Raw genomic sequence first — 12227 nt, 5'->3', positions numbered from 1 at the left:
CTTCCGTGTCATTCCGTCCGATAGATGGTGAACACCATCTCTTCTTTCTTCGGATCATTCACTTTTTTCTCTAAAGCAAGACCGAACATTAAATCTTGGCTCTTCAACGTGCGGTTCAACAAGTCGACAATTTTGTAGACGTCTGCCGTCGGCTCGATTCGAACCGTCGCCAACGTCTCAATATTCGAATTCATGATTACTCCTCCTTCAAAAAACACTATACCCATTATTATAAAGCGATAATTTCACGCTGCCTAGCGTTATCTCTGATTTCCTAGGCCGGTCTTCTCTTTCTCGTCTAAAAACAGCTCTAGTTCGGCGAGTGCGGTCTCAAGCGGTCCATCAATTCGATCGACGGCCGGCAAACTGTTGATGAACTGTTTCCCATAACGTGTCGTCTCGACGCGGCGGTCGAAGACGAAGATGGCACCGTAATCCTCTTTCGAGCGAATCAGACGACCGACCCCTTGTTTGAAGCGGATGACCGCTTGCGGGAGTGACAGCTCAAAGAATGATGATTTGCCTGTCGCCTCGATCTTCTCGGACCGTGCCTGCATGACCGGCTGGTCGGGAGGCGCGAACGGGAGGCGGACGATGATGAGGCAGGTGAGTGCCTCGCCCGGAATGTCGACACCTTCCCAGAAGCTCGACGTTCCGAACAAAATCGACTGGTCGATCCGTTTGAACTGTTTTGTCAAGCGACTACGCGATCCACCGCTGACACCTTGAGCGAGCAACGTATATGCCTCATCCAACTGAGTTTTGACGGCCTCGTGCGTCAAGCGCAACAATTCGTTCGACGTGAACAAGACGAGCATGCGCCCTTTCGTCACGTTAGCGATTTGAGCGATCGAGCCCGCGATCTGTTCAACGAACCGCGGCAACGGGACTTCGTTGATAAGTGGGATGTCGGACGGGACGAACAGTTTCGCTTGCTTCTTAAAATCAAACGGTGACGCCAACACGACGCGGCGAACGTTTTCCCCGTCGAGTCCGAGACGCCGCTCGATGAAGCCGAACCGTCCTGAGACGGTCATCGTCGCCGACGTCAAGATTGTCGGCCGTTTGGCAAACAGCCGCTCATGCAGGAGCGGACCGATCTCGACCGGCTGGGTGTACACTGAAGTCAACTTGCGATTGGCCAGATTGAGCTCAACCCAACTGACGGCATCGTCATCCCGTGTGAGCATCGTCTCGTAAAGCACGCTCTCAATATCGCGCACGTCGCCGATGAACGCCTTCAAATCACCGAGCACGGCCCGCTGTTTGAACGTCATATGCTCTTTGTGTTCATCGAGAAGCCGATGCAGTTGCCGGAGCGTCGTCCGGAGCGTTCGCAGTCGGTCTTCGAGCCGTTTCGCCACCTCTCGGATCGGCCGGAACGTTTCTCCTTCCCGCTCGAAGCGGACGGTTTGACGCTGCTCCCGTTTTTTACCGAGTGACTGGAGCGCCGTGAGCAAATCGTTCAGCTCATCGTCGACACGGGCGAGCGTTTGATCGGTTGCCTTACTGAACGCCTCCGCTTCTTCTGAAACGGCCGTCAAATCGGCGAGTCCGAGCACCCGTGAATGGAATTTGCCGTCGGCACCATAACCGAACCATTTGAACAGGCGATCAAATTGGATCGCATCAAACGTCACACCGAAGTGATGCGACGCGACTTCCTCGACTTGATGCGCCTCGTCCAAGACGAGCGGTGTATCGGTTGGGAGAATCCCGGCCTGATGTTGCAAATCCGAGAACAATAGGGCATGGTTCGTCACGATGATGTCAGCTTCTTTCGAGCGCAAGACAGCACGGGTGAAGAAATCACGACTGTACCAAGGGTCGAACCGACCGAAGTCAGAGGCCGCATCGGCCTGAATCAACCGTTTGAATGAGGCCGGACCTTGTGACGCCGCACCGGGCAATGACAACTCTTCCAAGTCGCCCGTCTCCGTCTCGGTCAACCAGACGAGGACCATCGCCTTGCACATCGCCGGGAGTAAACCGTCGTTCGTTTCTTCGAGAATCATCTCGAACTTTCGGAGGTCGATGTAGTTGCGTCTCCCTTTCAAGAGTGTGAACTCGATTTCAGGGAAAATCGCTTTTAAAATTGGTAAATCTCGATTCAACAGCTGTTCTTGTAACTGAATCGTATGTGTGCTGACGACGACCGGTCGCTTCGTCTCAAGCGCATGATGGGCACTCGGAATCAAATACGCCAACGTTTTCCCGGTCCCTGTCCCCGCCTCGATCAACAGCGTCGCTTCGTCATCGAGCGCTTTATAGACGTGTCGCATCATCTCGAATTGACTTTGACGCGGCTCAAATTGGCCAAACAGCGCAGGAAGCGTCTCTTCGATCGTCCGATGAAGAAACGGTTCAAACGGTTCGCGTTCGACAGCGGGCTCGAACGTATCGACGAGACGTCGGAACGCGATTTTCCGATGAATATCGAACGTCGTCTCATCGTCGGCTCGTATCCCGACTTCGAGAATCAACTCATCGAGTAGCGGTTCGACGTTGCTCGTCCACGACTCGGACAGCCGTCGCAATTGTTTCAGCGTCACAAGCGGCAAAGCGCGCAACCGTTCGACTAAACGAATAAACAGTTCCGCTGTTGCCTCGGCATCACTGAGCGCCCGGTGCGCGTCGGTATGCACGAGGTCGAACGTCTCAGCGAGTGACTCGAGCGCATGGCTCTCGAGCGTCGGATATAGAATCCGGGCCAGCTCGACCGTATCGATTGCCCGTCCTTGGAACGGTAAATAGCCCGCTTGCTCGAGGCTTTCATTTAAAAAATTCAAATCAAAAGATACGTTATGGGCGACGAATATCCGTCCATCGAGCATCTTCCATATATCTGGGATCACTTCTTCAAACGTCGGGGCTTCCGCCACGTCTTGATTGGTGATCGTCGTCAACTGCGTGATAAAAGGCGGGATTGGGCGACTCGGGCGAATCAAGGTACTGTAGCGCTCAATCACTTCACTCCCTTGAACGACCACCGCCGCAAATTCAATCAGTTCGTCGCCGGACTTGACGGAATGACCAGTCGTCTCCAAATCCACTATCACATAGGTGTCCATAACATCCATCCCATCTTCGGCACGATCGTGCTTTCTGTCTGTCTCATCTTACCATAGAACGATACACGAAAAAACGGGGATGCCTCTATCGGCTATCCCCGCTCGTGTCATAGAATCGTATGCGCGATCTCTTCATAAAGAAGTTGATCGATTTCGTTCCGTTCGTTCAAGACGGCGACTTTCGGACGATGCTGTTTCGCTTCCTCGGCCGTCATCTGACCGTACGCCATGATGATGACGACATCTCCGACTTGGAAGTGACGGGCCGCTGCCCCGTTCAAACAGACGACACCCGAACCTCGCTCTCCTTTGATGACATACGTCTCGATACGAGCACCGTTATGGTTATTCGTGATGTGCACATGTTCGTTCTCCATAATGCCGACCGCGTCCATCAAATCTTCATCGATCGTGATCGAGCCGACGTAATGCAAATTTGCTTCGGTGACGGTCGCTTTGTGTAGTTTCGCGTGCATAAATGTTCGAATCATTGGATTCATCCTCTCTTCCAAATCACATTATCAATCAAGCGGGCCCGTTCGAACTGCACCGCTACGGCAATCAATAGTTCCGTTGACACGGATGTCACCTCTGTCAACGTCGGGTAGTCTTTGATTTCTACATAGTCAACCGTACTGTTCGAGATGTGATGCAGGCGTTCCTCAAGACGCACTTTGACGTCTTGAATCGTTTTGCCTTGTGCGAGCGCGTCCTTCGCTTCGGTCAATGCCCGATTGATGTCACTCGCGTCCACTTTCTCTGTCTCAGACAGATAGACGTTCCGGGACGATTTAGCAAGACCCGATTCTTCACGAATGATTGGACAGCGGCGAATCTCGACCGGTACGAAATAGTCACGGACATATCCTTCAATCAAGGCGACTTGTTGCGCATCTTTCAAACCGAAATAGGCGCGTGTCGGACGAACCAAGTTGAACAGCTTGGAGACCACGGTCAAAACGCCATCGAAATGACCGGGCCGGCTCGCTCCACATAAGACGTCGGCGCCGATACGTACCGTCACGCGAGCCATGTCGAGCGGATACATCGTCTCCGTGTTCGGATAGAACAAGACGTCTACCCCCGCCTCGCGGGCGAGCGCCTCGTCCCGTTCAAAGTCACGCGGATAGCGGTCGAGGTCTTCGTTCGGTCCGAACTGCGTTGGGTTGACGAAGATGCTCATGACGACGAGGTCGTTTTCTGATTTGGCCGCCTCGACAAGACTGAGATGCCCTTCGTGCAAATAGCCCATCGTCGGAACGAAACCGATCGTTCCAGCGTCTGTCAACAGTTGCTGTAAAGCTTGTGGTGTTGTGACGATGTTCATGCCTTGCCCCCGTAGAGCGTATCGAGTAGCGACTCATCCATCGTGAACGTGTGTCGTTCGAGTGGGAACGAGCCGTCTTTCGTCGCTTCGACGTAATTGCGAATCGCTGTCGTCGCGACCGCGTTCACATCTGCGTACGCCTCGACGAACTTCGGCAGACGGTCGACGCCATATTTCAAAATATCGTGATAGACGAGCACTTGACCGTCCACGTCGGCACCGGCACCGATACCGATGACCGGGATCGTAAGTGCCTCGGCGATCTTTTTGGCCAACTGGTGCGGTACACATTCGAGAACAAGCATCTTCGCCCCGACCCGTTCGGCCTCGAGGCTGTCAGCAATCAACTGTTCGGCATCTTCGAGCGACTTGCCCTGTACTTTATAGCCTTCGAGCACACCGACCGATTGCGGCGTAAGACCAAGGTGGGCAACGCACGGCATACCGACTTTCGTCAGACGCTCGATCGTCTCGAGCACTTCGCCGGCCCCTTCGAGCTTGATGGCATCGGCTTGCCCGTCTTGGAACAAGGATGCGGCCGCTTGAAGCGTACGATCGAAATCACCGTGGTATGTCGCGAATGGCATGTCGACGACGACGAACGTGTCACGTGCCCCACGGCGTACGGCCTTGGCGTGATGGACCATGTCTGAGGTCGTCACCGGAATCGTCGAGTCGTAGCCGAGTACGACCATTCCGAGCGAGTCGCCGACCAAAATGATGTCGACGCCCGCAGCCTCGGCCAGTTTCGCTGACGGGTAGTCGTAAGCCGTCAACATGACCAATTTCTCTTCTTGCTTCATTTTCTTCAATAAAGAAGTCATCGTATGCATATGGTTCTCCTCCTAATGTGGAGACAGGTTAGAAAAAACGCCTTCCTACACGAATGGTAAGAAGGCGCACGAAAACGATCTCAAGTAGATGAGTGTCCTTCTGTCCCTGTCAAAATGATCAAGGCAGACAAAAAAATGTAGTGACGGTCTGCAGTTCCGGTACACTTCGCTAGCGATAGCGTCCGGCACATTCATTATAGACCACGAAGCCGTTTCCATCAATCATTCCAAACTGCGATCTCGGCCGAGTAAATCGGCTCAACCACTCCTTCTCGTTCCAACAGGAGTGCCCCTTCATCCGAAATCCCGCGCATCAAACCACGTCGTGGCTTACCTGACGCGTTCAACGTGACCGGTTCGTCCAAATAGGCGGCGTGTTCGAGCCAATGGTCGCGCACAGGGCCAAACCCCGACTCGAGGAATAAATCATATTCGGTTTCAAGCTCGACGAGCAAATTGGCGAGCAGTTCACTTCTGCGATACGACTGGGTCGTTTCAAGTTTGATCGATGTCGCGCGATGAGCCAGCTCGTCCGGGATGACGTCACTATTGACGTTTAATCCGAACCCAAGAATGACGGCTTGAATTCGGTCGCCTTCTGTCTGCATCTCAGTCAAAATCCCACCGATTTTCTTCCCGTTCAGCAACAAGTCGTTCGGCCATTTGATTTCGGCCGGGACGGCTTGACCATGTAGGGCGCGGGCGAAGGCACTCGCCGCCATAAGCGTCAATTTCGATGCGTCTCGAATCGGCAACGCCGGGCGCAAGATGACGCTTGCCGCGATGTTGACGTGGCTCGGATTATACCAATTCCGCCCGAGTTGACCTCGCCCAGCTGTCTGTTCCTCGCTGATGACGAGCGTCCCTTCCGGAGCGTCTTTTTGTGCCAATTCATGGGCGATACGCTGGGTCGTGTCGATTTGTTCGAACGCATGGACGACTTGTCCAAATCGCCCTTTCCGGAACGACACAAATGCCGGTTCATCGAGCCGGTCGGTCTGACCGAATAATTGATACCCTTTCCGGGGGATCGTCTCGATGACATACCCGTCTTGTTTTAATGTCTCAATATGTTTCCAAATAGCGGTACGTGAAATACTTAATTGACGGGCCAACTCTTGCCCGCTCCACACTGTCCCGTCTTGCAACAGATTTAAGACTTTTCCGCGTGTCGAAGCCATTGTTCGGCCTCCTTTCGTAACGGTTCCGCTTCGTTGTCGAGCTCGTCAGTGAGCACGAGCCGCTCGACATGGGCGAGCAGTTGTTTGATGAGCGGTCCGCGCGCCCCAATCTGTAACGCATCGCGACCATCGAATCGGAGTTCTCGACGTGACTGGATCGGCAACTGCCGTTTCAACTGTTCGGCCGTCTCGCTGCGGCCGGACATGTGCAAGTATGTCGCTAGCGTCTCCGTCGTCGTCTCATAGATGGTGAACGTGTCGAGCCCTGAATCAAACAGACGGGCGAGGACACCTGCCTCCCGTTTCAACGCGTTCGAGCGTTTCCAAGGTGTCAGCCAATTGGTGTCGTCGGCATAATAGACGAACAGCGCCCAGCCCCCGACCGGATTGATTGGCGTCCGCTTGTCGGCGATGACGCGCTCGATTAGCTCTGTCGAGACGTTCGGTAAATACTGATGGATGCCGAGGTCAAGGATTGCCTCGAGCGCCTTCCGATACGCCGGGCCCACCATCAGTTTCTCAAACTCGATGGCGATCCGCTCCATCGCGATATCTTGCAGTTTGTGACCGAGCGCATGAGAAGCACGTTGCACGTCATCGTCGAGTCGGAAATCGAGCTGGGCCATGAAACGGAACGCCCGCATGATGCGGAGCGCATCCTCATTGAAGCGTTCATATGGACTACCGACGGTCCGGATGACACGTGCCTCAAGGTCCATCCGTCCTCCGAACAAGTCGACGACGTTGCCATCGTGGAACGCCATCGCATTCATCGTGAAATCGCGACGTTTCATATCTTCCTCGAGCGAGACGCCGAGCGAGACGTGGTCGGGCCGTCTCGAGTCCGAGTACGTCCCTTCCGAACGGAACGTCGTCACTTCGAACGGATGATGGTCGAGAATGACCGTCACTGTGCCATGGTCAATCCCGGTCGGTACTGATTTTGGAAACAAGCGCATCACTTCGTCCGGGAAGAGCGACGTGGCGATATCAATATCGTCCGGTAGCGTGCCGAGCATATAATCCCGGACGGCGCCGCCGACGATATACGCCTCCCCACCGTGGGCGTTGATCGTCTCGATGATTCGTTTGGCGTACTCCCATTCTGTCATCGGTCCACCACCTGTTCATACAACGTTTCATACGCTGTGACAATATCGGCCGAGGCGAACTGTTTGGCCCGCTCGATCCCGTTCGTACGGAAACGTGCGTGCAGTTCTCCATCGAGCAAGATTGCCTCGAGTGCCTTCGTCGCCGCATGCGCGTCCCCGCGTTTGATGACGAACCCTTCCACGCCGTCCGTGATGACTTCCGGTAACCCGCCCGCATCGCTGACGACCGACGGGACCCCCGTCGCCATCGCCTCAAGGGCGACGAGGCCGAACGCCTCTTTGTCTGACAATAGGACATGGGCGTCACTAATCGACAAGAGTGCCGCCACTTGCTCTTGCTTCCCGGCGAAGATGACTTGCTCTTCAAGCCCCATCTCGCTCACGAGGCGGCGCATCGCTCCCATGAGCGGACCATCACCGACGAGGAGCAACTTCTTGTGCGGCACGTCCATCTGTTCGAACGACTCGAGCACGAGATCGATTCGCTTCACTTGGCGGAAATTCGAGATGTGGATGACGACCCGGTCCTGTTCGGACAGACCGTATCGTTCGCGAAGCGCTGTGTCGGCTTGCGGCTGATAGACGGCCTCGTCGATAAAATTATGGATGACGTCGATTGACAAATCGGACCCGATCCGCTCGAGCGTCTCTTGTTTCAAGCTGTCCGAGACGGCCGTGATCGCATTCGATTGGCGCAAACCATATAAAATGGCCGGCTTAAGTTCCTCGTCTTCCCCGAGCACGGTGATATCGGTCCCATGAAGCGTCGACACGATCGGTGTCTTCGTCCCCGCCATCTCGCGCCCGAGGGCTGCACAGACGGCGTGCGGCACGGCGTAGTGCGCATGGATGATGTCAAGTCCGAACGCCTGGATGACACTCGCAATCTTTGAGGCGAGCGTGATGTCGTACGGCGGATAGCGGAACACCGAGTACTGGTTGATCTCGACTTGGTGGAACGTGATATTCGGATGATAGGCGTTCAGTCGGAACGGGATGCTCGACGTGATGAAATGAACGTCATGACCTCTGTCGGCGAGTTTCATGCCGAGCTCGGTGGCGAGTATGCCGGAACCTCCGACCGATGGATAGCACAGGACCCCGATGCGTAGTCTCATGCGAGGTCACCCGCCTTCGTGACGACGTACGGCCGGGTCGTCATGAGCCCTTCGGCGTACTCCGTGCCGATCAAACTGCCGAAATGACGTTCCCGGGCCAAGACCCGCTCGAGGTACGCATCCGTCAGTGGGGTCGCTACCCCGTCGACTGGCGTAAATTGGCTCGCGTAAGCACGAAGCGCGTCGAGCTTCCGTTCAATCGTCGGAGAGATATCGATACAGACGTCAGGCGTCGCGTGGGCATTGATCATATATTGATAGACGCTCGCCGGTCGATACGCCGGAACGTCGGGCATGAATTTACGGATCCCGGCGTTAAAGAGCGCCTCCTCGACGAGTCGGGCACATGCCCCATGGTCGGGATGGCGGTCGACGCCATATGGATAGAGGACGTGTGTCGGCCGTTCGGTCCGAATCAAACGGACAAGCGCCTCGACTTGCGTTGCGTCCCCGGTCAAACCCCGGTCCGGGAAACCGAGGTTTACGCGGCGGGTACCGAGCACAAGGTCGGCCGTCTCGGCTTCTTTCGACCGGGTGACGACGTCCCCGTTCGAGGACAGTTCGGCTCTCGTCAAATCGACGTAAAGCACCTCGACCCCGTCCTCGGTCCATTGGGCGGTCATGCCGGCGATACCAATCTCAATATCGTCCGGATGGGCCCCAATTGCTACTATTTTCATAAAATCACCTCTTCTGTGAAAAGTATATCGGACTCCGTCTCGATTGTCATATGTTCAGGGTAGGCAACCGAGAGGTTTTTCGAGTACGCTACTAGATGGGAGGTGAACCAAATGACGGTACAATTACCGATTCGGTTTCGCAATATTTTCTTTATTTTAATTGGTTCCTTTATTTTTGCGTTCGGGGTTTATCACTTCAACGTCCAAAACAATTTGGCGGAAGGCGGTTTCACCGGGATCACACTGATTCTACGAGGTTTGTTCGACTGGTCACCGTCGATCACGAACTTGGCGCTCAACATCCCGCTCTTCTTCGTCAGTTATAAGCTGCTCGGGCGGACGACGTTCATTTACACGCTCATCGGGACGTTCAGTTTCTCGCTCTGGTACGGACTCATCGCCAAGTACTCGAACCTCGTCATCGATTTGACGGACGATATGGTGCTCGCGAGTCTGTTCGCAGGTCTTTTCATCGGGGTCGGTCTCGGCATCATCTTCAATAACGGTGGGACGACCGGAGGCGTCGACATTATCGCCCGGCTCGTGCAGCGCTACGTCGGCTGGTCGATCGGCAAGACGTTCCTCGTGTTCGACTTTTTCGTCATCGTCCTCAGTTTGACGTATCTCGATATTCGCGAGGCGATGTACACGCTACTCGCCGTCTATGTCGGTGCCCGCGTCATCGACTCGATGCAGGAAGGGACATACGCCGGGAAGGCAGCCATGATCATCAGTGATCACCGCACAGCCATCGCCGACGGCATCCATGCCACGATGAACCGCGGGACGACCCGACTTCTCGCCAAAGGTGGCTATTCGAACAAGGAGCTTGAAGTGCTGTATGTCGTCGTCGGCCGGAACGAAGTGAATCGATTGAAGACGATCGTCAAACAGATTGATCCGCACGCCTTCATCACGTTCCACCATGTCTATGAGGTCGGCGGTGAAGGCTTCACGTTCGATGAGAACCGGATTCCCTTGAAATAAGTCACGACGCACAACGCCCCGTTCGAATGAACGGGGCGTTTCATAATCGCTTGATGTGGACGATCTCAAACATGAGCGCGCCTCCCGGTGAAGCGATCGAGACGGTTTGACCGACGGCGCCCCCCATCAACCCGCTGCCGAGCGGTGACGTCGCGGAGATCGTCCCGTTCGCCAAATCGGCTTCGAGCTCGCCGACGATTTGGTACGTCTCGGTTTCTTCTTGAGGTAGTTCTCGGAGTGTTACCGTGTCACCGAATCCGACTTGTCCGGCATCTGATTCCCGTTCTACGATGACGGCGTCGGCGAGCGTACGCGCTAGTTCGATGATTTTTGTCTCGATGCGCTCTTGTTCGCGGACCGCGTCCACATACGTCACGTCTTCTCGAAAGTCACAAAATTTCCGAGCTGCCTTGACGCGTTCGAGCGCCTCGCGCCGCCCATCGACGCGAAGCGTCTCGAGTTGTTCGATCAAACGCAGGCGACCCGCCTTCGTCAATTGTGGTTTTGGCATGGGTGGCTCCTTTCAAAACGAGATACAAAAAAAGTCCCGTCGTTCGACGGGACCGTTGATTCTACTCGTCACGTGGCATGAAGACGATGAGCGCCAAGCGGATGAGTTCGGCGACGGCGACGAGCGTTGCCGCTACATACGTCCATGCTGCCGCGTTAAGCACTTTACGCGCGCCCGACTCTTCTGTTGCCGTGACGATGCCGTGACTCGTCAGTTCAGCCATGGCCCGTTTCGAGGCATCGAATTCGACCGGAAGTGTGACAAGTTGGAACACGACCGCCCCGAGCATCATGACGACACCGAGTTGAGCGAGGCCCATCGCTCCGAGGAGGAAACCACCTAAGAGAAGTGGGAACGACAAGTTCGATGTGATGTTCACGACCGGGACGAGCCGGTGACGGACCCGCATCATCTTGTAGTCTGTCGCATCTTGAATGACGTGGCCGATTTCGTGGGCTGCAATCGCAGCCGATGAGATCGTCGAACCTTGATACACTTCACGCGATAGACGGACGACTTTATTGACCGGGTCGTAATGGTCACTCATCAATCCATCGACCATCTCGATGCGGACGTTGTGGACACCGTTTTGTTTCATGATAAAGTCAGCGACTTGTGCACCCGTGACCCCACTTTGAATCGGTTGTTGGAGAAACTTTTTGTACGTACTTTTCACTCGCATCTGGGCCCATAACGGGATGAGCATAATCAGTGCAAGATAGAAAATATAGCCACCTAATGACATGTTCTCGATCACCTCTGCGTGTATTTGATAATCTGATTTTACATTCTTATGAACTTATTATCAAGCGAAGTGCGCAGGATGATGTGGTATCCCATAAAAAAACATATTCCGGTCAACCAGAACGAGCCGTAGCCGATCCAGGCGATATGTTCGGCGAGCGACGGATAGCGCGGCCATTGACCGAGCACATAGTCGACAACATCGTTATGGATGACCCAGACGAGCGTCAAGACGAACGAGCGAACTGTCCATGTCATGAACGGCGCGTATAAGAAAGCCTGAAACGCCATCGCTCCGTGCGACACCATCAACATGACGGCCATGAGGATGGTGAACGTCTCGGCGTCCGGGCCCAGTCCTCTTAAGAACAACAAGTTCATGACGACGGCCCACACTCCGTATTTGACGAGCGTGATGAAGGCAAGCGTCTCCATGAGCGGTGATTTTTTTCCAGCGAGCCAAAGGCCGAGCACGATCGTGAAGAAAAGCGAAGCGGTCGGACTGTCAGGCACGAACGGCCAGTAGAGGAGCGGCGTATCGCGAAGCTGCGGCTCATACCAGACGTACCCGTAAATCGTGCCGAGCAAGTTGATGATAAACAAGAGCACTAAGACGATCCGATGCGTGAGGATTGGGCGTAACATATGTATCATTCGAGTATT

At 54.7% G+C, this 12227-nt stretch carries 13 protein-coding genes; 1 reads left to right on the top strand and 12 read right to left on the bottom strand.

Annotated features, from left to right (window positions below; translation table 11 throughout):
• Positions 1 to 8: 8 nt before the first annotated feature.
• The 9 genes from EVJ33_RS02390 to bshB1 form a co-directional block, all read right to left on the bottom strand.
• Entirely contained in the window at positions 9 to 194 is a 186-nt protein-coding gene (locus tag EVJ33_RS02390; RefSeq protein ID WP_016509977.1) for a YpmA family protein, read from the bottom strand.
• Positions 195 to 260: 66 nt separating this feature from the next.
• On the bottom strand, positions 261 to 3071 hold the full coding sequence (dinG, locus tag EVJ33_RS02385; RefSeq protein WP_131434083.1) for an ATP-dependent DNA helicase DinG: 2811 nt from the start codon (positions 3069 to 3071) through the stop codon (positions 261 to 263).
• Positions 3072 to 3178: 107 nt separating this feature from the next.
• Positions 3179 to 3562, bottom strand: coding sequence for an aspartate 1-decarboxylase (gene panD / locus EVJ33_RS02380; RefSeq protein WP_021067221.1), 384 nt, complete (start codon positions 3560 to 3562; stop codon positions 3179 to 3181).
• 5 nt (positions 3563 to 3567) lie between these two features.
• Complete coding sequence (gene panC, locus EVJ33_RS02375) at positions 3568 to 4398, bottom strand: pantoate--beta-alanine ligase (protein WP_131434081.1); 831 nt, start codon at positions 4396 to 4398, stop codon at positions 3568 to 3570.
• On the bottom strand, positions 4395 to 5231 hold the full coding sequence (gene panB / locus EVJ33_RS02370) for a 3-methyl-2-oxobutanoate hydroxymethyltransferase (RefSeq protein WP_131434079.1): 837 nt from the start codon (positions 5229 to 5231) through the stop codon (positions 4395 to 4397). Before panB ends, panC begins: the two co-directional genes overlap by 4 nt.
• 218 nt (positions 5232 to 5449) lie before the next feature.
• The gene (locus tag EVJ33_RS02365) at positions 5450 to 6412 is read right to left on the bottom strand and encodes a biotin--[acetyl-CoA-carboxylase] ligase (protein WP_131434077.1); all 963 of its coding nucleotides are present in this window, start codon (positions 6410 to 6412) and stop codon (positions 5450 to 5452) included.
• Positions 6385 to 7524: a CCA tRNA nucleotidyltransferase gene (locus tag EVJ33_RS02360; protein WP_131434075.1), complete on the bottom strand. Its 1140-nt coding sequence runs from the start codon at positions 7522 to 7524 to the stop codon at positions 6385 to 6387. The genes EVJ33_RS02365 and EVJ33_RS02360 overlap by 28 nt, the downstream gene beginning before the upstream one ends.
• Entirely contained in the window at positions 7521 to 8642 is a 1122-nt protein-coding gene (bshA, locus tag EVJ33_RS02355) for an N-acetyl-alpha-D-glucosaminyl L-malate synthase BshA (RefSeq protein ID WP_131434073.1), read from the bottom strand. Before bshA ends, EVJ33_RS02360 begins: the two co-directional genes overlap by 4 nt.
• Positions 8639 to 9322, bottom strand: coding sequence for a bacillithiol biosynthesis deacetylase BshB1 (gene bshB1, locus EVJ33_RS02350; RefSeq protein ID WP_131434071.1), 684 nt, complete (start codon positions 9320 to 9322; stop codon positions 8639 to 8641). Before bshB1 ends, bshA begins: the two co-directional genes overlap by 4 nt.
• A gap of 111 nt (positions 9323 to 9433) precedes the next feature.
• Between bshB1 and EVJ33_RS02345 the strand changes: the two genes are divergently transcribed.
• A complete protein-coding gene (locus tag EVJ33_RS02345) occupies positions 9434 to 10309 on the top strand; it encodes a YitT family protein (protein ID WP_131434069.1) in 876 nt (291 codons plus the stop codon).
• A gap of 40 nt (positions 10310 to 10349) precedes the next feature.
• Here EVJ33_RS02345 and EVJ33_RS02340 read toward each other — a convergent pair whose 3' ends face one another.
• The 3 genes from EVJ33_RS02340 to EVJ33_RS02330 all read right to left on the bottom strand — a co-directional run bounded on the left by EVJ33_RS02340 (position 10350) and on the right by EVJ33_RS02330 (position 12218).
• On the bottom strand, positions 10350 to 10820 hold the full coding sequence (locus EVJ33_RS02340; protein WP_131434067.1) for a GreA/GreB family elongation factor: 471 nt from the start codon (positions 10818 to 10820) through the stop codon (positions 10350 to 10352).
• Positions 10821 to 10881: 61 nt separating this feature from the next.
• Positions 10882 to 11565 (bottom strand): zinc metallopeptidase, encoded by a 684-nt coding sequence (locus EVJ33_RS02335; protein ID WP_131434065.1) that lies wholly within the window; start codon positions 11563 to 11565, stop codon positions 10882 to 10884.
• Between the two features lie 38 nt (positions 11566 to 11603).
• Positions 11604 to 12218, bottom strand: coding sequence for a DUF1405 domain-containing protein (locus tag EVJ33_RS02330; protein WP_131434063.1), 615 nt, complete (start codon positions 12216 to 12218; stop codon positions 11604 to 11606).
• Positions 12219 to 12227: the final 9 nt, after the last annotated feature.

Source organism: Exiguobacterium sp. SL-10 (assembly GCF_004337025.1).
In the GTDB taxonomy this organism is placed as follows: domain Bacteria; phylum Bacillota; class Bacilli; order Exiguobacteriales; family Exiguobacteriaceae; genus Exiguobacterium.
This window is presented reverse-complemented; position numbering and strand designations above follow the sequence as displayed.